At 60.3% G+C, this 19,912-nt stretch carries 18 protein-coding genes; 15 read left to right on the forward strand and 3 right to left on the reverse strand.

The genetic code is table 11. The features are described 5' to 3' along the window. Positions 1–50: 50 nt before the first annotated feature. Positions 51–3,011: an Rne/Rng family ribonuclease gene (locus ACILRC_RS01815; protein ID WP_395667631.1), complete on the reverse strand. Its 2,961-nt coding sequence runs from the start codon at positions 3,009–3,011 to the stop codon at positions 51–53. A gap of 492 nt (positions 3,012–3,503) precedes the next feature. Between ACILRC_RS01815 and ACILRC_RS01820 the strand changes: the two genes are divergently transcribed. From ACILRC_RS01820 to ACILRC_RS01835, 4 genes are read left to right on the forward strand one after another with little or no spacing between them, the layout of a single operon-like run. Continuing rightward, positions 3,504–4,571, forward strand: a complete 1,068-nt coding sequence (locus tag ACILRC_RS01820) for an RluA family pseudouridine synthase (RefSeq protein WP_395667632.1) — start codon at positions 3,504–3,506, stop codon at positions 4,569–4,571. Further along, a complete protein-coding gene (locus tag ACILRC_RS01825; RefSeq protein ID WP_395667633.1) occupies positions 4,562–5,230 on the forward strand; it encodes an HAD family hydrolase in 669 nt (222 codons plus the stop codon). Before ACILRC_RS01820 ends, ACILRC_RS01825 begins: the two co-directional genes overlap by 10 nt. 12 nt (positions 5,231–5,242) lie before the next feature. Further along, positions 5,243–5,641: a Rieske (2Fe-2S) protein gene (locus tag ACILRC_RS01830; RefSeq protein ID WP_395667634.1), complete on the forward strand. Its 399-nt coding sequence runs from the start codon at positions 5,243–5,245 to the stop codon at positions 5,639–5,641. Next, positions 5,642–6,622, forward strand: a complete 981-nt coding sequence (locus ACILRC_RS01835; protein ID WP_395667635.1) for a S49 family peptidase — start codon at positions 5,642–5,644, stop codon at positions 6,620–6,622. A 39-nt stretch (positions 6,623–6,661) separates the two neighbouring features. Here ACILRC_RS01835 and ACILRC_RS01840 read toward each other — a convergent pair whose 3' ends face one another. Beyond that, positions 6,662–7,417, reverse strand: coding sequence for an SAM-dependent methyltransferase (locus ACILRC_RS01840; RefSeq protein ID WP_395667636.1), 756 nt, complete (start codon positions 7,415–7,417; stop codon positions 6,662–6,664). After that, entirely contained in the window at positions 7,414–8,007 is a 594-nt protein-coding gene (locus ACILRC_RS01845) for a Maf family nucleotide pyrophosphatase (RefSeq protein WP_395667637.1), read from the reverse strand. Before ACILRC_RS01845 ends, ACILRC_RS01840 begins: the two co-directional genes overlap by 4 nt. A gap of 37 nt (positions 8,008–8,044) precedes the next feature. On the opposite strand from ACILRC_RS01845, the gene ACILRC_RS01850 reads away from it, so the two are divergent. The 11 genes from ACILRC_RS01850 to lepB all read left to right on the forward strand — a co-directional run bounded on the left by ACILRC_RS01850 (position 8,045) and on the right by lepB (position 19,909). Then, positions 8,045–8,605: a YceD family protein gene (locus ACILRC_RS01850; protein ID WP_395667638.1), complete on the forward strand. Its 561-nt coding sequence runs from the start codon at positions 8,045–8,047 to the stop codon at positions 8,603–8,605. 93 nt (positions 8,606–8,698) lie between these two features. Continuing rightward, positions 8,699–8,881, forward strand: coding sequence for a 50S ribosomal protein L32 (rpmF, locus tag ACILRC_RS01855; RefSeq protein WP_301019432.1), 183 nt, complete (start codon positions 8,699–8,701; stop codon positions 8,879–8,881). A 99-nt stretch (positions 8,882–8,980) separates the two neighbouring features. Next, positions 8,981–10,006 carry a phosphate acyltransferase PlsX gene (plsX, locus tag ACILRC_RS01860; RefSeq protein WP_395667639.1) on the forward strand — a complete coding sequence of 342 codons (1,026 nt, stop codon included), beginning with the start codon at positions 8,981–8,983 and terminating at the stop codon, positions 10,004–10,006. 30 nt (positions 10,007–10,036) lie between these two features. Then, positions 10,037–11,014 (forward strand): beta-ketoacyl-ACP synthase III, encoded by a 978-nt coding sequence (locus ACILRC_RS01865; RefSeq protein ID WP_395667640.1) that lies wholly within the window; start codon positions 10,037–10,039, stop codon positions 11,012–11,014. Positions 11,015–11,048: 34 nt separating this feature from the next. After that, a complete protein-coding gene (gene fabD, locus ACILRC_RS01870; RefSeq protein ID WP_395667641.1) occupies positions 11,049–11,999 on the forward strand; it encodes an ACP S-malonyltransferase in 951 nt (316 codons plus the stop codon). Then, positions 11,996–12,742, forward strand: a complete 747-nt coding sequence (gene fabG, locus ACILRC_RS01875; RefSeq protein ID WP_395667642.1) for a 3-oxoacyl-ACP reductase FabG — start codon at positions 11,996–11,998, stop codon at positions 12,740–12,742. The genes fabD and fabG overlap by 4 nt, the downstream gene beginning before the upstream one ends. 98 nt (positions 12,743–12,840) lie before the next feature. Further along, complete coding sequence (gene acpP, locus ACILRC_RS01880; protein ID WP_066705508.1) at positions 12,841–13,080, forward strand: acyl carrier protein; 240 nt, start codon at positions 12,841–12,843, stop codon at positions 13,078–13,080. Between the two features lie 128 nt (positions 13,081–13,208). Further along, complete coding sequence (gene fabF / locus ACILRC_RS01885; protein WP_395667643.1) at positions 13,209–14,453, forward strand: beta-ketoacyl-ACP synthase II; 1,245 nt, start codon at positions 13,209–13,211, stop codon at positions 14,451–14,453. A 785-nt stretch (positions 14,454–15,238) separates the two neighbouring features. Beyond that, complete coding sequence (locus ACILRC_RS01890; RefSeq protein ID WP_395667644.1) at positions 15,239–16,654, forward strand: DegQ family serine endoprotease; 1,416 nt, start codon at positions 15,239–15,241, stop codon at positions 16,652–16,654. A gap of 478 nt (positions 16,655–17,132) precedes the next feature. After that, a complete protein-coding gene (lepA, locus tag ACILRC_RS01895; protein ID WP_395667645.1) occupies positions 17,133–18,944 on the forward strand; it encodes a translation elongation factor 4 in 1,812 nt (603 codons plus the stop codon). Then, complete coding sequence (gene lepB / locus ACILRC_RS01900) at positions 18,944–19,909, forward strand: signal peptidase I (protein ID WP_395667646.1); 966 nt, start codon at positions 18,944–18,946, stop codon at positions 19,907–19,909. Before lepA ends, lepB begins: the two co-directional genes overlap by 1 nt. The last annotated feature ends 3 nt before the right edge of the window (positions 19,910–19,912 follow it).

Raw genomic sequence — 19,912 nt, forward strand, 5'->3', positions numbered from 1 at the left:
TGTGAGGTGGCGCTGGTTGCGCCACCACTCCCCACGCGATAGTGGTGTGCTTAGCTCTGCGCTGGCGGCTCGAAGGGCAATGCCAAGTCAACAAGTGAGCGTTTCGTTTCCACCAGGATAAGTGGGCCGGTGTCCACTTCGACCAAAGGAGGGCGCTCGCGCGGCACGTGAATCGTCGCTGGTTCCGCTGCGATTGCTGCCTGCACTGAAGCCACCTTTGCCGGATCCGAGTTAACCCACTGCAGGCCAGCGCCGGTGGCGATGGACTGCAGGCTGTCCAACGGCAACGCGAATGTGCCGACGGCGGGCATGGCGGTGGCGGGTGCAGCCGAAGAACTTGCCGCCGGGCTGGCCTTTGTGCTAGCCGAGGTGTCGACGACTGATGCCGGGCTTGTGCCAATGGACCCAGCGGCAGATACACGGTGGGCGCTGGCGTCGCCTGCGTTGTTTGCGCTTTCGGTGCCGGGTGTGTTCGCGTGGTGCATGGCCGCTGGCTGCGTCGCCGCATCATTGCCGTCTGCTAGCGTTGCCTGTGGTGCTGGCGCTTGGCGGTCTTCGCGCTCGCTGCGGTTGCCGCGCTCGCCGCGAGGCGTGCGCTCGCGACCGTACCGGTCACGGCTTCGCTTCTCGCGGGACTCGTTCATTTCGTTGCGCTCTGATGACCCAGCACCCGCCTCGGTGGCGTTTGCTGAAGCGTCCGCTGAAAACTCCAGCGCTCCTTGCGCAGCGTCCCCGTTAGAGGTTTCTTGGGTTGGGTTGCTCGGGCGTTGGCCTGGCTCGCCTCGTCCGCGCGATCCACGGCTACGGCCGCCGCGACCACCTTCACGTCCCTCACGGGGCTCGCTCGCGTTGTCGGTGCGGGGTGCCTCATTACGTGCCACTTCGGCCCGGTCTTGGGGTGTTTCGATGCGCACGTCGTCGCGTGGCTCGACGGCCTCATTGCGACCTTGGCCCGCGCGATTGCCACGGTCTTGTCGTGGTACACGCTCTTGGCGTGGCTCGCGGGCCGCAGTGTCTTGCACCGCGTCGGTCGTAATACTGTTTTGGCGCTCGGCACTGCGGCCACCACGTCCGTTGCGGCCACGTCCCTCACCGCGACCTTCGCCGCGACCCTCGGATCGACCTTCAGTGTTGCGTCCGTCACCGCGTCCGTCGCCACGCCCCGCGCGACCAGCAGGGCGGCCACTGTCGCGCGCGCTGCGGCCCTCGCGCTTGTCGTCTGCCTTGGCGACCGGCGTGCTTGCAGCGGGCTTGGCCTGCGATGCAGGTGCCTCGCCGCCTAGCAGGCGCTTGATCCAAGCCATGAAGCCGGTTTGGGGCGCCGCCTGGGCGGGAGTGGGCGCGGATTTGGCCACCGCCACTGGGGCGATCGGTGGCGCTTCGGGCTTGGGCGGAACGACCGGTGCCGGTGCATCGGGCAGCACACCTTTGATCACCGGACTTTGCTTGTTTGTAGGCTCTTGTGAGCGACGGGTGACGCCGGTGGCATCCTCCATGTCGTCGGCCATCTTGTAGCTGGCTTCGATGTTATCCAGGCGCGGGTCGTCGTGCTTGAGGCGTTCGAGCTTGTAGTTGGGCGTCTCCAGCGTTTTGTTGGGCACCATCAGCACGTTGATGCGCTGCTTGAGTTCGATCTTGGCGATTTCGGTACGCTTCTCATTCAGCAGGAACGAAGCCACGTCCACCGGCACCTGGCACAGGACGGACGCGGTGTTGTCTTTGAGCGACTCTTCCTGAATGATGCGCAAAATTTGCAATGCGCTGGATTCGGTGTCGCGGATGTGGCCCGAGCCGCCGCAGCGCGGGCAGGGGATGGACGCGCCTTCGGACAGCGCTGGGCGCAGACGCTGGCGGCTCATCTCCATCAAGCCGAATTTGCTGATGGTGCCGAACTGCACGCGGGCACGGTCCTGGCGCAGGGCGTCGCGCAGGCGGTTTTCGACTTCGCGGCGGTTGCGCGACTCTTCCATGTCGATGAAGTCGATCACGATCAGGCCGCCCAAATCGCGCAGGCGCATCTGGCGGGCCACTTCGTCGGCGGCCTCCAGGTTGGTGCGGGTGGCGGTCTCTTCAATATCGCCACCCTTGATGGCACGCGCCGAGTTCACGTCCACCGAGACCAGCGCTTCGGTGTGGTCGATCACGATGGCGCCACCCGAAGGCAGTTGCACCGTGCGGGCGTAGGCCGACTCAATCTGGTGTTCGATCTGGAAGCGGCTGAACAGCGGCGCGTTGTCGCGGTAGCGTTTGACCCGGGCGGCATGCTCGGGCATGACGTGGGCCATGAACTGCTGGGCCTGTTCGTACACGTCGTCGGTGTCAATCAGGATGTCGCCGATGTCGTTGTTGAAGTAGTCGCGGATGGCGCGAATCACCAAGGAGGATTCTTGGTAAATCAGGAACGCGCCTTTACCGCCTTTGGCTGCGCCGTCAATGGCGTTCCAGAGCTTGAGCAGGTAGTTCAAGTCCCACTGCAACTCCGGAGCGCTGCGGCCGATGCCGGCGGTGCGGGCAATGATGGACATGCCGTTGGGGTACTCCAACTGGTCCAGCGCTTCTTTGAGTTCGGCGCGGTCGTCACCCTCGATGCGTCGGCTTACGCCACCGCCGCGGGGGTTGTTGGGCATCAGCACGACGTAGCGACCTGCCAGGGATACAAAGGTGGTCAAGGCTGCACCTTTGTTGCCACGCTCTTCCTTCTCGACTTGGACCAGCAGTTCCTGGCCCTCGCGGATGGCGTCCTGGATGCGCGCCTGGCTGGCTGACACACCCTGCTGGAAGTACATCTTGGAGATTTCTTTGAACGGCAAGAAGCCGTGGCGGTCTTCGCCGTAATCGACAAAGCAGGCTTCCAGCGAGGGCTCTACACGGGTTACCACCGCTTTGTAGATGTTGCCTTTGCGCTGCTCGCGCCCTTCAATTTCGATTTCGTAGTCGAGGAGCTTTTGTCCGTCGACGATGGCCAGGCGGCGCTCTTCTGCCTGCGTGGCGTTGATCAGCATCCGTTTCATGGAGTGCGTCCTTCATCATTGTGTACCTGCCCCAAAGGGCCAACGATGCCTGTGCAGACGAACCGAAACGCGGTGGAATTGCCGAAGCTTTGCTACGTCAAACGTGACGTCGCAGCGTGGGCGAGTGGATGGGAACGAGGGTGCGTGTTTGCGTGCGCGCGGCAGTGGGGCCGTTGCGGTGCGCCGTGGGGGTGCGGGCTGCGGGCTGGTGCAGTGCTGCCAGCGGTGCGAGAACACACCGTATGCAGAGGGCTACCAGATTCAACAACACAAACATCTCGTTTTTATCCGCCTGCCAACGGTGGGTTGGCAGACTTGGGGTATTCCGTAGCAGGGTTTCAATTTGTCTGATGGACCGGACCGCCTGGTGCACCCAGCGCATGGGGCGTGGGGTGTGCAACGGCGGCGGTGCGGCGGCATCGACCTTCCAGCGAGGCTGCCAGTGGGGTGGACTAAACTCCAACTAAATCAACCACTTACAGCGTCACGCTAGTGAAACACATTATAGGGGTCAATCCTGAGCCCCCCGGCCAGCAAGTGAAAACGGTCCTCGTCGATGGCGAAGGGGCTGGCCAGCGACTGGATAATTTCTTGATGCGCTGCCTCAAAGGCGTGCCCAAGACGCACATTTACCGAATCATCCGCAGCGGCGAGGTGCGCATCAACAAAGGTCGGGTGCGGGCCGACACACGGGTTGCGGCCGGCGACTTGGTGCGCTTGCCGCCGGTGCGGGTTGCCCAGAGGGACGTCCCGCTGCCAGGTCCGGCCAGCACCTTGGGCCGGGGCCGCGTAGCGGTGCCGGTGCAGAGTTTTCCCGTGCTGTTTGAGGACGACTACTTTCTGGCGATTGACAAGCCCGCGGGGGTTGCGGTGCACGGCGGGTCGGGGGTGGCGTTTGGAGTGATCGAACAGCTGCGCATGGCCCGGCCTGGTGCGGTTTTCTTGGAGCTGGTGCACCGTTTGGACCGCGAGACATCGGGGGTGCTGCTGGTCGCCAAGCGGCGCAGCGCACTCAAGCACTTGCAAGACCAGTTTCGCCAGCGGGAAACCGGCAAGACTTACCTCGCTGTTGTGGTGGGCCATTGGCCCACTAACAAAAAGGTGCTGGACAAGCCCTTGCACAAATATCTGGTGCCCATGGCGGATGGGCCGCAGGGCGGTGAGCGCCGGGTAAAGGTAGTGGCCAAGGACCACCCGGATGGCATGCCGTCCTTGAGTTTGGTGAAGCTGCGCGCGACCAACGTCCCCACTGCAGGCGGCCTAGCACAGGCGTTTAGTTTGTTGGAGGTCACCATCAAGACCGGACGCACCCACCAGATTCGGGTCCACTTGGCGTCTGAGGGCATGCCCATTGCGGGCGACGACAAGTACGGCAACTTCGACACCAACAAGGCCTTGGCGCGGGCAACGGGGCCGGGTAGTCTGGCTCGCATGTTCTTGCATGCCTGGCGCTTTGAATGTCAACATCCGGCCAGCGGCGAGCGTATGGAGATCCGGTCGGAGTTACCGCCGGACTTGCTGGGTTTTTTGCGCGTGGCGCTGCCTGGGGCGTGCGTGTGACGGGGGCTCGCCGGTTTGACCTGATCGCGTTCGATTGGGACGGAACCCTGTTCGACTCGACCCAGCTCATTACCCGCTGCATCCAGGCGGCGGTGGCCGATGTGGGCGGCACTGTGCCCAGCGACCGCGCCGCCGCGTACGTGATTGGCATGGCGCTTCTGCCAGCGCTGGCCCACGCTGCGCCGGACGTGCCCAAGGAAAAGTACCACGAGCTGGGTGCACGCTACCGCCACCACTATGCGATGCACCAACACGACACCAGCCTGTTCGAGGGCGTCTTACCCATGCTGCATGCGCTCAAAGCGGCCCAGTATCTCCTGGTGGTGGCGACAGGTAAGAGCCGCGTGGGGCTCAATGCGGCGCTAGCGCATGTGGACCTCCAAGGCATGTTTGATGGGTCGCGAACAGCAGATGAAACTGCTGGCAAGCCCAGCCCGCTGATGTTGAACGAACTGATGCATGAATTCGGGGTGGCGCCCGACAGAACGCTGGTGGTCGGCGATACCACGCACGATTTGCAGATGGCGCGCAATGCCGGTTGTGCCAGTGTTGCCGTGGCCTATGGTGCCCACGACGCGGGTGGCTTTGCGCCGTACGCGCCTCTGCACGTGGCCCACACCGTGGCAGACTTGCAAGCATGGCTGTTGAGCCACGGATGAAGGATCGCAGGCATGGAATACAGTGGTTTGGATGGAGCAGCACCCGCATCGCGGGCCCTGGTTTTGTGCCAGTCCAGCGAGTTACAAGAAGGCGCCGAAGCGGTTCCTTTTGATGTGAAGTACCTTGGACAAACGTGTTTGGCGTTTGCCATTCGTTTCGAAGGCCGCGTGCACGCCTACCTCAACCGCTGCTCCCACGTGCCCATGGAAATGGACTACCAGCCCAACCGTTTTTTTGATTCCAGTGGCCAGTATTTGATTTGCGCAACGCACGGCGCGATGTACAGCCCGGAGTCCGGCGCGTGCCAAGGCGGTCCGTGCCGTGGCGGCTTGGTCAAGATCAGCGTCTCGGAGCACGATGGAGTGGTCCACTGGCATACTGCGCACAACCTTCAACCGGTAGATTTTTAAATGACCGACTCCAATCCTTCTCCCAGTGTTTCGGGCGATGCCGATAATGCCCACGCACCAGGCTGGGAGCGCGCGGTGCTCGAAAAACTGGCCATGGCAACGCTTGAAGAGCAGCGCCGGGCGCGCCGATGGCGCAACGCCATCCGCGTATCTTGGTTGTTGTTGGTCGTTGTCCTGGCGTGGATAGCGCTGCACCGTGGCGGCACGCCCACCGATGTCTCCAAACCGCACACCGCCCTGGTGGAGATACAAGGAGAAATTGCCAGCGGCGGCGAGGCCAGCGCCGAGCTGGTGGTCTCTGCCATCCGCAGCGCGTTCGAGGACGAAGGCGCGCAGGCGGTGGTGTTGCTGATCAACTCGCCGGGCGGCAGTCCGGTGCAGGCCGGCATCATCAACGATGAAATCCGGCGCCTGAAGGCCCAGTACAACAAGCCGGTGTACGCCGTGGTGGAAGAAACTTGCGCTTCGGCCGCGTATTACGTGGCGGTCGCTGCAGATCAGATCTTTGTGGACAAAGCCAGTGTGGTGGGCAGCATCGGTGTCTTAATGGACGGCTTTGGCTTCACGGGACTGATGGACAAACTTGGGGTCGAACGCAGGCTCTTGACCGCCGGTGAAAACAAAGGATTCATGGACCCGTTCAGCCCCCAAACCGAAAAGCAGCGCGCCTTTGCGCAGGCGATGTTGGACCAAATTCACCAGCAGTTCATTGAGGTCGTCAAGACGGGACGTGGCGATCGCCTCAAAGTAACTCCCGAGACCTTCAGCGGCCTGTTCTGGACCGGTAAACAGGCGGTGGAAATGGGCTTGGCGGACCAGCTTGGAAACGTTGATTACGTGGCCCGTGAAGTGGTCAAGGCCGAGGATGTGATCGACTACTCGGTCCGCGACAATGTGGCCGAGCGCTTGGTCAAGCGTTTTGGCGCGTCCATCGGCGAGTCAGCGGTGCGTGCGCTGCGCCACATGGAGCCATTGCGGTAAATCGTTTCGGTAAGCTGTTGCGGCGAAGGCGCGCTGCATTCACTGCCCAATACAGAAGACGGTTGGAGTCCGGTTGTCCAGCGACCATCCTCCAACACGCCATTGGGCAATGCTTGCACTGCGGTGCGTTTCACTCTCCAGCGTGATGCCGCTTGAGGTAGATAAACGGGTTGTAGGCTGCAAGTTTTGGGTGAGCGCCAGCAAAAGCGCGCTGTTGCGGTAGGGCGTTTCAATCACGATTTGTGTTTGGCCGGTTTTGCGTGCCAGCGCTTCCAGCGCCTTGATTCTTGCGACCCGCTCGGCCGGCGCGCTGGGCACATAGCCCACAAACGCAAAGCTTTGGCCGTTCATCCCGCTGGCGGCCAAGGCCAGCAGCAGCGACACCGGGCCCACCAAAGGAACCACCGCAATCTCCAATGCATGGGCGGCCCGCACTACAGAGGCACCCGGGTCTGCCACCGCGGGCATACCGGCCTCGCTGACCAAGCCCATGTCCATGCCGCTCAAGGCTGGACTGAGCAAATGGCGTGCATCGAAGCTGCTGCTGTGGTCACCCTTCTTGTGGATCGCATGCGGTAGCTCGGCGAAATCCATGGACTGCAAGGGCACAGCAAGCGTCATAACCTCGCCCACGCGCTTGAGGTAGGCGCGGGTTGACTTGGCGTTTTCGCATACCCAATGGCGCAGACTGGCCGCCACTTCCAGCGTGTTGGCGGGCATAGACTGGACTATTGGGCACTGGCTGTCGCAGCCAAAATCCAGCGGTGCGGGCACCAGGTAGAGCCGTCCCTTCATGTTGGAGGGCGCAGCACATGGACCCCGGCAGCTCGGAGCATGGCGCTGGTTTGGATCAGGGGCAGGCCGATCAGGGCGGTCGGGTCCGTGTTTTCAATGCGCTCGAGCAACGCGATGCCCAGGCCTTCGCTTTTGGCGCTGCCGGCGCAGTCGTACGGTCTCTCGGTGTGTAGGTAGTAATCGATTTCCGCATCGCTCAAGTTGCGAAAGGTCACACGCACGGGGACCACCGCTTCGGCGACAAACGCCGTGCTGCTGCACACGACCGCCACTGCGGTGTGAAAGACCACGGTGTTGCCCCGCATTTGGCGCAGCTGCCGCACCGCGTTGTCGTGGTTGCCGGGTTTGCCCAAGGGAACTCCGTGGAGGTCGGCTACCTGGTCGGAACCGATCACGACGCTGTCGGGGAAGGTCTTCGCCACGGCCTGGGCCTTGGCCAACGCCAAGCGGGCGGCGAGTGCCAAGGGTAGCTCGTTGGACAGCGGTGATTCATCGACTTGGGGTGCCACCACACTGAAAGGGAGTTGCAGCCGTTGCAGGAGCTCGCGCCGGTAAATCGAGGTGGAGCCCAGGATCAGTGGTCTTGGCATCGTGCTTTGCATGGCGCCATTCTCTTACACTGCCTGCATGAAGAATCCACAAGACCCAGAGCGCCTGCACATCGCGGCTTTTGCTCAGTCAGAGGGGCAGATAGAGGGCGCGCAGCCTTTGTTACGGTTTGCACGGCTGATGGAACTGGGCGGGCAGACCGTGGGCATGAATCCAGTCGTTTTTTCGGCACAGGGCAGTGTGCGCGACGATCCTGCCGGCACGCCCGAACCTTGGGTTCATCTGCATGGCTCCGCTACTTTGCAGCTGGTGTGCCAGCGTTGTCTGGGACCAGTCGACACCGTGGTGGCATTCGAGCAGGATTTTCGATTCGTAGCGACCGAGGCGCTGGCCGAAGTGGAGGATGAGGAGTCCGACGAGGATGTTTTGGTGATCAGCACCGCCTTCAACCTGCTGGAATTGGTCGAAGACGAACTGCTGATGGCAGTACCGTTGGTGCCCAAACACACCACCTGCCCAGAGGCTGTACGTCTGCAGGCAGCAGACCCAGGCTTTGTTGACAAGCCCCCCCAGCGTGCCAACCCGTTTGCTGCGCTGGGTGCGTTGAAGAAGCCGGGTGGGGACGGGTCAGACAATTGATCTATAATTGCGGGCTTCGCGCCACTTAGCGGGCGTGCCCGTTACCAACCTTTGTGTGTGAGTTTTCGCCGCACTTTTGCCTAGGAGCCCGTCATGGCAGTTCAACAGAATAAGAAATCCCCGTCCAAGCGCGGCATGCACCGTTCGCACAACGCTCTGGTTGTTCCCGGCATTGCAGTCGAGCCCACCACCGGTGAAACCCATTTGCGCCACCACATCAGCCCGACCGGTTTCTACCGCGGACGCAAGGTTTTGAAGACCAAGTCCGAAGCCTGAAGGCGATCGCCCAGGTCAAGCCCGAAGCTACATGCGTTGTAGCGACGGGCTTTTTTTTGGGGATTTGCCCTTGTCGGTCCTTTTTTCAGTGACGTGTCCATGATCACCATTGCTGTCGATTGCATGGGTGGGGACCACGGCCCCAAAGTCACATTGCCCGCCTGCCACGACTTTCTTGCGCGCTACGCCGATGCCCATCTCATCGTGGTCGGTGGTCAAGATGCCATGCGCGGTTTCGCACATCCGCGCGCCACTGTGGTTTCGGCCAGCGAGGTGGTGGCCATGGATGACCCCATTGAAGTGGCGCTTCGCCGAAAAAAAGATTCGTCTATGCGGGTGGCCATTGCCGCCGTCAAAGACGGTAGGGCCCAGGCGGCGGTGTCCGCGGGTAACACCGGCGCATTGATGGCGATTTCGCGCTACCTGCTCAAAACGCTGGACGGTATCGACCGCCCGGCAATCGCGGGGCAAATTCCCAACGCCTCTGGCGGCGCCACCACGGTGCTTGATCTGGGGGCCAATGTGGATTGCAGTGCCCAGCATTTGCTGCAGTTCGCTGTGATGGGATCCGCTTTGGTGTCGGTGCTCAACAACGTGGAAGCGCCCACCGTGGGGCTGCTTAACGTGGGTGAAGAACTCATCAAGGGCAACGAGGTTATTAAGAAAGCCGGCGAGTTGCTGCGTGCTGCAGGCAAGTCGGGTGACCTCAATTTTTTTGGCAACGTCGAGGGCAATGACATCTTCAAGGGCTCGGTCGACATCGTGGTGTGCGACGGCTTTGTGGGCAATGTCGCGCTCAAGGCCAGCGAGGGTCTGGCTGCGATGATCGGCGGGTTCTTGAAGGCGGAGTTTTCCAAGACCTTGTTCTCGAAGTTGTCTGCGGTGGTGGCCAGTCCTGTTTTGCAGGCGCTCAAAGGTCGTGTGGATCACCGCCGCTACAACGGCGCTGCGTTGCTGGGCTTGCGCGGTTTGGTGTTCAAGAGCCACGGCTCGGCCGACAGGGTGGCCTTCGGAAACGCTTTGAACCGCGCGTATGATGCGTCCCAGAATCATTTGCTCGATCGCGTTCAAGTACGCATTGCGCGCGCCGCGCCCCTGCTGTCTATGAGCGAAGCTGCGTCGTAGCAGCTTGGGTGTCGACCTCTCCTGTACCGCATGAGACGCTATTCACGAATCACTGGCACCGGCAGCTACCTACCGCCTCATCGACTAACCAATGCAGACTTGGTGCTGCAATTGGCTGCGCAAGGCGTGGAGTCGTCCGACGACTGGATCGTGGAGCGCACCGGTATCCGTGCCCGTCACTTTGTTGCAGACGGCATCTTTAGCAGCGACCTCGCTTTGGAGGCCTGCAAGAAGGCCCTGGAAGCTGCAGGCCGTTCGCCTCAGGATATTGACTTGATTGTTGTGGCAACCAGCACGCCCGACATGGTCTTTCCGTCCACCGCCTGTATCTTGCAGAACAAGCTAGGCGCCAACGGTGGCGCGGCCTTCGATGTGCAGGCGGTGTGCAGCGGTTTCGTTTACGCGCTGGCGGTTGCCGACTCCATGATCCAGTCCGGCGCTGCCCAACGTGCTCTAGTGGTCGGTGCTGAGGTGTTCTCTCGCATCCTTGATTTCAAGGACCGCACGACGTGCGTGCTGTTTGGCGACGGCGCAGGTGCCGTGGTTTTGGAGGCCTCCGATCGTCCCGGCCTGTTGGCCAGCGATTTGCACGCCGACGGCAAACATGTGGACATTCTTTGTGTGCCAGGTCACGTGTCCGGCGGCCAAATTCTGGGCTCGCCATTGTTGCGGATGGATGGCCAAGCGGTTTTCAAACTCGCAGTTGGCGTGCTGGAAGACGCGGCCCGTGCCGTATTGCAAAAGGCTGAGTTAGCCCAGTCGGATATTGATTGGTTGATCCCCCACCAAGCGAACATCCGCATCATGCAAAGCACGGCGAAAAAATTGCGCCTCGGGTTGGACAAGTTGGTTGTGACGGTGGACCAGCATGGCAACACCTCCGCGGCGTCGATTCCCCTGGCCCTGGACTGGGCGGTGCGCCAAGGCAAGGTTCTGCCCGGCCATACCGTGATGCTCGAAGGCGTCGGCGGTGGGTTTACCTGGGGAGCGGTCCTGCTTAGGATGTAAGCCCCAACAGACCACGGTTCACTTACAGGTAGCCATGAAACCATTTGCAGTTGTATTTCCCGGGCAAGGTTCACAGTCCGTCGGCATGCTCGACGCCTGGGGCGACCACCCGGTGTTGTTGGACACACTGAGCGAAGCCTCTGACGCTTTGGGACAGGACTTGGGCGCGTTGATTCGCAGTGGCCCCGCAGAGGCCTTGGCGCTAACAGAAAACACCCAACCGGTCATGCTGGTTGCAGGTGTGGCGGCCTACCGCATTTGGATTGCCGAGACCGGTGCTGTGCCGGGCGCGGTGGCTGGGCATTCTTTGGGTGAGTACGCTGCGTTGGTCGCGGCAGGTTCGCTGTCGTTGGCGACCGCAGCGCCCTTGGTGCGCTTACGCGGGCAAGCCATGCAAAGTGCCGTTCCGGTGGGCGCGGGCGCCATGGCCGCCATCTTGGGTCTGGAAGCATCCCGTGTCGCTGCGGTGTGCGATGAGGTTACGCGCTCTTTCGGTGCAGGTTCGTCTGAAGTCGTGGAGGCAGCCAACTTCAACGACCCGTCGCAAACGGTGATTTCCGGCAGCAAGGCCGCTGTGGATAGCGCCTGTCTGCAGCTTAAGGCGGCCGGTGCCAAGCGCGCGTTGCCGCTCCCGGTGTCCGCCCCGTTCCACTCCAGGCTGATGCAGCCAGCAGCCCAGGAGCTGCATCAGTGCTTGCAAGATGTGGAGATTGCCACTCCTTTAATTCCATTGGTGAACAACATCGACGTGGCGTGCGAGGTCGATCCACAGCGCATCCGGGACGCCTTAGTGCGCCAGGCCGCCGGGCCAGTGCGTTGGGTGGAGTGCGTGCAAGCACTCAAGGCACGTGGCTTTCACACGATCGTCGAGTGTGGCCCCGGCAAGGTGTTGGCCGGCTTGACCAAGCGGATCGATGGCGAAATGACTGGACTCGCGCTGTTCGACCCGGCCACCGTCGCCCAAGTCCGGGAGGCATTGCAATGACGTCGCTTGTGTTTGAAGGTCAGGTCGCTTTGGTTACCGGCGCTTCACGCGGTATCGGAGCTGCCATCGCGCTAGAGCTGGCACGCAAGGGCTTGAAGGTCATCGGTACCGCCACCTCCGAGACTGGCGCGGCCAATATCAAAGTGGCGTTGTCGGCCTTCCCTGGGTGCGACGCGCGCGCACTAGATGTGACCGATGGTGCCGCCATCGAGGCCCTGGTAGACGAGGTGGTCAAAGAGCACGGCGGATTGCAGGTGCTGGTCAATAACGCTGGCATCACCCGTGATATGTTGGCCATGCGGATGAAAGACCAGGACTGGGACGCCGTCATCGACACCAACCTCAAAGGCGTTTTTCGGATGAGCCGGGCGGTGGTGCGCCCGATGATGAAGCAGCGCTACGGGCGCATCATCAGCATTACCTCAGTGGTAGGTGCCTCGGGCAACCCAGGTCAAATGAACTACGCGGCATCCAAAGCCGGTGTCGCTGGCATGACGCGCGCACTGGCCCGTGAACTGGGATCGCGCAACATCACGGTCAACTGCATCGCGCCTGGTTTCATCGATACTGACATGACAGCGAGCTTGGGTGAAGAGCAGCAAAAGGCCTTGATGGCGCAGATTCCATTGGGCTGCTTGGGCAAGCCTGCTGACATAGCGCACGCCGTCGCCTACCTTGCTTCCCCCCAGGCTTCGTACGTGACTGGCCAAGAGTTGCATGTGAACGGCGGCATGTACATGTAGTTTTCGCCTACCGGTTGGTCCGCCCGGTGGTCCGGCTAGGGAAGTCTCTCTAGCGCGGGTAAAATTGCGGATTCTTTTACAACCCTTAGAGGGAACCCATGAGCGATATCGAAGCACGCGTCAAAAAAATTATTGCTGAGCAACTCGGTGTTGAAGAGTCCCAAGTCACCAATGAAAAAGCCTTTGTCGCTGATTTGGGTGCAGACTCCCTGGACACGGTTGAGTTGGTGATGGCTTTAGAGGACGAGTTCGGAATCGAAATTCCAGACGAAGACGCCGAGAAGATCACCACAGTGCAGAACGCGATCGACTACGCCAACACGCACAAGAAGGCCTAAGCCGTACGTGCTTGGACCTGGATACGCAAGGCAATTGGCCAGGGCGTACGGGTCCTCGCAGTACCGGTTTTCGTTTGCCGCGCTTGGAGCGGCGTTCTTTTCACTAACTGCACTTCCTGCGAGCGCCTATGTCCCGTCGTCGTGTTGTTGTAACTGGTTTGGGATGCGTCAGCCCCGTGGGCAACACGGTGCACGAGGCGTGGTCGAATCTTCTCATCGGCAAACCAGGTATTGACTTGATCACCAAGTTCGATGCGTCTGCCTTCTCTTGCCGGGTTGCGGGCGAAGTCCGGGGCTTTGATGTGGAGACTTACATGGCCGCCAAAGAGGCGCGCACCATGGACACCTTCATTCACTACGGCGTGGCAGCCTCCGCGCAGGCGGTGGCCGATGCAGGCTTGCTGACCCGGGATTCGCTCAGCGAGGAAGAAGCAACCCGCATCGGCTGCGTTATCGGTTCCGGAATTGGTGGCCTGCCCTTGATCGAAAGCACGCATTCCGAGTACACCGCCCGGGGTCCGCGCCGCATCTCACCGTTTTTTGTACCGGCATCTATCATCAACATGACTGCCGGGCATGTGTCCATGCGCTTCGGATTCAAGGGCCCCAACCTCTCCATCGTCACCGCCTGTACCACTGGTCTGCACTGTATCGGCCAAGCAGGACGCATGATTGAGTATGGCGACGCAGACGTCATGATCGCGGGTGGCTCCGAAGCTACGGTCTCGCCCCTGGGTATTGGCGGCTTTGCGGCCATGCGCGCGTTGAGCGTCCGCAATGACGACCCGGCCACCGCCTCTCGCCCTTGGGACCGTGATCGTGACGGCTTTGTGCTGGGCGAGGGCGGCGGCGTCATGGTGTTGGAGGAGTATTCGCGCGCCAAAGCGCGTGGTGCCAAGATTTATGCTGAACTGGCCGGATTCGGCATGAGCGCAGATGCAGGCCACATGACTGCGCCCAATATGGATGGTCCTCGCCGCGCCATGCTTAGTGCATTGGAAAATGCCGGAGTCAACGTGGACCAAGTAAATTACCTCAACGCGCACGGTACATCGACGCCGCTGGGCGACTTGAACGAAACCAACGCCATCAAGGCTGCATTCGGTGACCATGCGCACAAACTGGTGGTGAACTCGACCAAGTCCATGACCGGCCATTTGCTCGGCGGTGCAGGCGGTTTGGAGTCGGTGTTCACGGTGTTGGCGGTGCACCACCAAAAGAGCCCGCCCACCATCAACATCTTCAACCAAGACCCTGACTGTGACTTGGACTACTGCGCCAATACCGCCCGGGATTTGCCGATCTCGGTGGCGGTGAAGAATAACTTTGGGTTTGGTGGCACCAACGGCACCTTGGTGTTCAAGCGTATTTGACCCGTTACCCCCATGGACCTGCCCCCAGCGGTGCGTTATACATTCGGGCGGTCGAGCGTTCATTTAGGCGCGGTAGTGGCTTGTTGGGTGCTCATGGCGTCGGGTGCTCTGGCTTTTCTGCTCCAGCAAAGCACTTCGTGGCGCGGCACTCTGTTGCTGTGCGCATGTGGGATGGCCGGTCTGGTTTCGGTCATTGGATGGCGCAACACCCGCGCTGGAGTTTTGCAGTGGGACGGACAACTCTGGTCTCTGACTCTGCCAGCGGGCGATCTGGTACAGCGCGTATCGTCTGGGAATGAGTTTGTGCAAGTCCGGCAGGTGCTGGATTTGCAAACTACGTTGTTGGTTTGCGCCAAGAGCCAGCTGGATCGAAGGCAGTGGATCTGGTTGCAGCGCAATAGCTGCCCGGAACTATGGATGGACCTGCGCCGCGCATTGGTGGCCAACCAGAGTCGCAATGGCTATGCAAACACCAGCGCGTCGATGCCTCGATAAAGCGGGACGGCACCGCTGTGCTCTGTTTTTGGCTACCCGAAATGCGGCGATGTAGCCGCACCGCGCGGGGCATTCCCCCTGGTATTCAGCGGTGCGTGCGCCAGACGAATGCCCCGGTCAGCATAAGGTAGAGCCTGCATGGATAGGATTGGGGCTTTGATGGCGTCAGCCTCGCCGCTTGTGCGGTGACAAACTGCCCTTATGTACTCCTCTTCAATAACTGGAAGCGCGTTATGAAATCCCTGTTTTTTAGAGCGATGCGGTGCTTCAGCCTGGCCCTTGGTATCGCAATGAGCGCTGGGTTAGCACTTGTGGTCTCCACCCCTGCCGACGCACAAACGCGCGGTTTGCCTGACTTCACCGAACTGGTCGAGCAGGTTGGCCCGTCGGTGGTCAACATCCGCACCTCTGAGAAAGTCAGTGGACGCGCGGCGCCAGGTGCGCCCAATGACGAAGAGATGCTGGAGTTTTTCCGGCGCTTCGGTATCCCCGTCCCCCCCAATGTGCCGCGCCAAGGCCCCCGCCAGAACCGGCCGCAGCCTCAGGAAGAGGAGCAGCCGCGTGGGGTGGGCTCGGGCTTCATCTTGTCGGCTGACGGGCTGATCATGACCAATGCACATGTGGTCGAGGGCGCCGATGAGGTGCTGGTGACATTGACCGATAAGCGCGAGTTCAAAGCTCGCATTATTGGTTCCGACCGGCGCAGTGACGTTGCCGTGGTCAAGATTGATGCCCTTGGTTTGCCCGCCGTGAAGGTCGGTGATGTCAACCGCTTGCGGGTTGGTGAATGGGTGATGGCCATTGGCTCCCCGTTTGGCCTGGAAAACACCGTGACTGCCGGAATTGTCAGCGCCAAGCAGCGCGACACGGGTGATTACCTTCCTTTTATTCAGACCGACGTCGCTATCAACCCCGGCAATTCGGGTGGCCCCTTGATCAACATGCGCGGCGAGGTGATTGGCATCAACAGCCAGATCTACTCGCGCTCGGGTGGCTTCATGGGCATTTCGTTTGCCATTCCGATTGACGAGGCGGTGCGCGTAAGCGACCAGTTGCGCAGCAGTGGGAAGGTCTCGCGGGGGCGCATTGGGGTGCAGATTGACCAAGTGAGCAAGGACGTTGCCGAGTCGATTGGCTTGGGCAAGCCAGTAGGCGCACTGGTGCGCGGTGTCGAGCCAGGTGCGCCTGCGGACAAGGCAGGCATTGAGGCTGGCGACATCATTACCAAGTTCGACGGGAAGGTCATCGAAAAATCGAGCGACCTGCCTCGCATCGTCGGCTCTACCAAACCCGGTAGCAAGAGCACCGTCACCGTGTTTCGGCGTGGTGCTTACCGCGACTTCAATGTGATGGTGGCCGAGATCGAGTCAGACCGTCCGGTGGCCGCGCGTGCGCCCAGCAAAGAGGAGAAGCCCAAGTCGTCCCCGCTGGCGCAGTCCTACGGGCTGATCGTTGCGGAGCTCACCGAAGCGCAGAAGAAAGAGCTGGGTGTGAAAGGCGGCGTTCGGCTCGAATCGGCATTGGAAGCTGCGGCCCGCGCGGGCTTACGTGAGGGCGATGTCATATTGGCGGTGTCGAACATCGAGGTACTCAGTGTGAAAGATTTCGATGCTGCGCTAGCCAAACTTGACCGCGCCAAGCCATTCAGCGTCTTGTTCCGCCGAGGCGAGTGGACCCAGTACGCTGTGATCCGTCCCGCGCGATAGACGTTGGGCGGGTAACCCCATCTCTTAGTCGGGTATGGGGTTGTTGGACCGTCAGGCGATGGTGATCGGTCGCGAAGCGGGTTATCTTGCCTGACCTGGCCCCAAGCGCCCGGTAAAGCTGGGCCTGTGTTTTGGTTAGAATGCCGGGCCTTGGCGGCCAATTAACGGTATATGGCCCACCGATTAATCCACGATATGGGATGGACGGACCGCATCAAGAGCGATCCACAGCTCGCCCACACCCGGTTAAGTTAACGTTTTTGTAATTGTGGATAAACTGTGCATAAATTGAACTGTGGTGGGCTTGCAACTTCACCCTTTGAGAAGCAGCATGCTGTCGCGTTCACTCTTTTTGCCTACAATGAAGCTCCAACTTTCGCAGTTGCCAAAAGATTGTTGGTTCAGGGCGCGTCTTCATAGGACGCGCCCTTTTTTCTTGTCTGTCTGTTTTATTTCAATCACTTGAAGCGCTCCGTTGATGAATCACATCAGAAATTTTTCGATCATTGCCCACATTGACCACGGCAAGTCGACCTTGGCCGATCGGCTCATTCAGCGTTGCGGAGGACTGGAAGCGCGCGAGATGGAGGCGCAAGTGCTGGACTCGATGGACATCGAGAAAGAGCGTGGGATAACCATCAAGGCGCAGACTGCTGCACTGCATTACATGGCGCGCGATGGGCAGGTTTACAACCTCAATTTGATTGACACCCCGGGCCATGTTGACTTCTCGTACGAGGTCAGTCGTTCACTGTCGGCGTGCGAGGGTGCGCTGTTGGTCGTAGATGCCAGCCAGGGCGTGGAGGCGCAGACGGTGGCCAACTGCTACACCGCACTTGATCTCGGTGTCGAAGTGATGCCGGTGCTCAACAAGATCGACTTGCCAAATGCCGACCCGGACAACGCTCGAAGCGAAATCGAAGATGTGATCGGCATCGATGCCACAGACGCAATTGTTTGCTCGGCCAAGACGGGACTGGGGATCGACGAAATTCTAGAAGCCATCGTTGCACGGGTACCGGCACCACGGGGTAATCCGAGTGCGCCCTTGCGAGCGATGATCATCGATAGCTGGTTTGACAGCTATGTGGGGGTCGTCATGTTGGTGCGGGTGGTGGATGGCCGCTTGGGCAAAGGAGATCGCATCAAGTTGATGGCGTCAGGCGCGACCTATAACGCCGACAACCTGGGCGTATTCACACCGGCAAACGCGCCACGTCCATCTCTCGAGGCCGGTGAGGTGGGTTACATCATTGCCGGTATCAAGGAGCTGCAGGCTGCCAAGGTCGGCGACACCGTCACGGTCATCAGGCCAGGCAGCGGGGGCGCCGCCTTGACTGCTACTGAGGCCTTGCCGGGTTTCAAAGAGATACAGCCGCAGGTGTTTGCAGGTCTCTACCCGACCGAGGCGAGCGAGTACGACTCGCTGCGCGATGCTTTGGAAAAGCTCAAGCTCAATGACGCTTCTTTGCAGTACGAGCCGGAGGTGTCGCAGGCGCTTGGATTCGGTTTTCGGTGTGGGTTTCTTGGCCTGCTGCACATGGAGATCGTTCAGGAAAGACTGGAGCGGGAGTTCGACCAAGACTTGATTACGACCGCGCCTAGTGTGGTCTACGAGGTAATGAAAATCGGAGGCGAAGTGGTGCTCGTGGAGAACCCGTCAAAGATGCCCGAGATTGCGCGCACCGCCGAAATTCGTGAGCCCATCGTCACAGTGCACTTGTATATGCCGCAGGAATATGTTGGCGTGGTGATGACACTGGCCAACCAAAAGCGTGGCGTGCAAATGAACATGGCCTATAAGGGTCGACAGGTGGTGTTGACCTACGACATGCCCTTGGCCGAGATCGTGTTGGACTTCTTTGACAAGCTCAAAAGCGTCAGCCGGGGCTATGCCTCGATGGATTACGAGTTCAAGGAATACAGGGCGGCGGATGTGGTCAAAGTCGATATCTTGCTCAATTCCGAACGGGTCGACGCACTATCGATCATGCTGCATCGCTCCCAATCCCAGTTCCGGGGGCGAGCGGTGGTGGCCAAGATGCGAGAGATCATCTCTCGGCAGATGTACGACGTGGCAATACAAGCGGCGATTGGTGCCAACATCATTGCCCGTGAGACAATAAAAGCCCTGCGAAAGAACGTGTTGGCCAAGTGCTATGGCGGTGACATCTCTCGCAAACGTAAGCTCCTTGAAAAGCAAAAAGCAGGCAAGAAACGCATGAAACAAATTGGCTCGGTGGAAGTACCCCAAGAAGCTTTTCTGGCAATTTTGCAGGTGGATGACTGATGCAGGCGATCACCTCAGCCATCCTTCTCGCGTTTGTCTTGTATGCAGGAGCGTGGTACCTCGGTGCGGTGGAAGGCAATTTCGCCTTGCTCTTGCTGCTTGCAACCTGCGTCACTGGCGCCTACTGGCTGGCGGAGCGTTTTCATTTTCTTCCAGCACGGCAAAAGGCCGCAGCGCTGCTGGATGCGCAGGACGCGGAGCGCCGCGCTGGGCTGCAAAAAATGGGTATCAGCCAAGTGGATGGCGACTTGCGCGAGGCCAAAGCCAGACTGCTGATGCAGCCTTGGTGGCTTGATTGGACTGCCGGTCTGTTTCCGGTCATTTTGGTCGTCTTTCTATTGCGCTCGTTTCTGTTCGAACCCTTCAAAATCCCCTCGGGGTCCATGATCCCCACGCTGTTGGTGGGTGACCTTATCTTGGTCAACAAGTTCACCTACGGTGTACGGCTTCCGGTTATTCACACCAAGATCACTGAGGGCAGCCCTCCACAGCGGGGCGATGTCATGGTGTTTCGGTTCCCGCCCAAGCCGAGCTTGGATTACATCAAGCGGGTCGTGGGGGTTCCTGGCGATACGGTGGCCTACCTCAACAAGCGGCTGACAATCAACGGGCAGCCCATCGCTACCCAGGCCGTGCCAGAGTTTTTTGACGAAAGTGCCCTGCGCTACTTCAAGCAGTTTGAAGAGACCCTGGGCCCGCGACCACACCGCCTGCTGATCGACGACGACAAGCCTGTAGACGTACCTGTAGCCGACCAGTTTGATGGCCGTGCTGGCTGTAGCCACACCGTCGAAGGCGTCACCTGCAAGGTTCCGCAAGGCAGCTATTTCGTGATGGGCGACAACCGTGACAACTCGCTCGACTCGCGCTACTGGGGCTTTGTGCCAGCAGAAAACATCGTCGGCAAAGCCTTCTTTGTTTGGATGAACTTTGGCGACCTCAAACGCATTGGCGCTTTCCATTGACAG

It is taken from the genome of Rhodoferax sp. (assembly GCF_044236835.1).
Classification (GTDB): domain Bacteria; phylum Pseudomonadota; class Gammaproteobacteria; order Burkholderiales; family Burkholderiaceae_C; genus Allorhodoferax.

Excerpts from the sequence above, each read along its gene's own strand:
- ACILRC_RS01815 (WP_395667631.1), bottom strand. The coding sequence starts at position 3,011 with ATGAAACGGATGCTGATCAACGCCACGCAGGCAGAAGAGCGCCGCCTG.
- ACILRC_RS01830 (WP_395667634.1), top strand. The coding sequence starts at position 5,243 with ATGGAATACAGTGGTTTGGATGGAGCAGCACCCGCATCGCGGGCCCTG.
- ACILRC_RS01835 (WP_395667635.1), top strand. The coding sequence starts at position 5,642 with ATGACCGACTCCAATCCTTCTCCCAGTGTTTCGGGCGATGCCGATAAT.
- ACILRC_RS01840 (WP_395667636.1), bottom strand. The coding sequence starts at position 7,417 with ATGAAGGGACGGCTCTACCTGGTGCCCGCACCGCTGGATTTTGGCTGC.
- ACILRC_RS01845 (WP_395667637.1), bottom strand. The coding sequence starts at position 8,007 with ATGCCAAGACCACTGATCCTGGGCTCCACCTCGATTTACCGGCGCGAG.
- ACILRC_RS01850 (WP_395667638.1), top strand. The coding sequence starts at position 8,045 with ATGAAGAATCCACAAGACCCAGAGCGCCTGCACATCGCGGCTTTTGCT.
- rpmF (WP_301019432.1), top strand. The coding sequence starts at position 8,699 with ATGGCAGTTCAACAGAATAAGAAATCCCCGTCCAAGCGCGGCATGCAC.
- plsX (WP_395667639.1), top strand. The coding sequence starts at position 8,981 with ATGATCACCATTGCTGTCGATTGCATGGGTGGGGACCACGGCCCCAAA.
- ACILRC_RS01865 (WP_395667640.1), top strand. The coding sequence starts at position 10,037 with ATGAGACGCTATTCACGAATCACTGGCACCGGCAGCTACCTACCGCCT.
- fabD (WP_395667641.1), top strand. The coding sequence starts at position 11,049 with ATGAAACCATTTGCAGTTGTATTTCCCGGGCAAGGTTCACAGTCCGTC.
- fabG (WP_395667642.1), top strand. The coding sequence starts at position 11,996 with ATGACGTCGCTTGTGTTTGAAGGTCAGGTCGCTTTGGTTACCGGCGCT.
- acpP (WP_066705508.1), top strand. The coding sequence starts at position 12,841 with ATGAGCGATATCGAAGCACGCGTCAAAAAAATTATTGCTGAGCAACTC.
- fabF (WP_395667643.1), top strand. The coding sequence starts at position 13,209 with ATGTCCCGTCGTCGTGTTGTTGTAACTGGTTTGGGATGCGTCAGCCCC.
- ACILRC_RS01890 (WP_395667644.1), top strand. The coding sequence starts at position 15,239 with ATGAGCGCTGGGTTAGCACTTGTGGTCTCCACCCCTGCCGACGCACAA.
- lepA (WP_395667645.1), top strand. The coding sequence starts at position 17,133 with ATGAATCACATCAGAAATTTTTCGATCATTGCCCACATTGACCACGGC.
- lepB (WP_395667646.1), top strand. The coding sequence starts at position 18,944 with ATGCAGGCGATCACCTCAGCCATCCTTCTCGCGTTTGTCTTGTATGCA.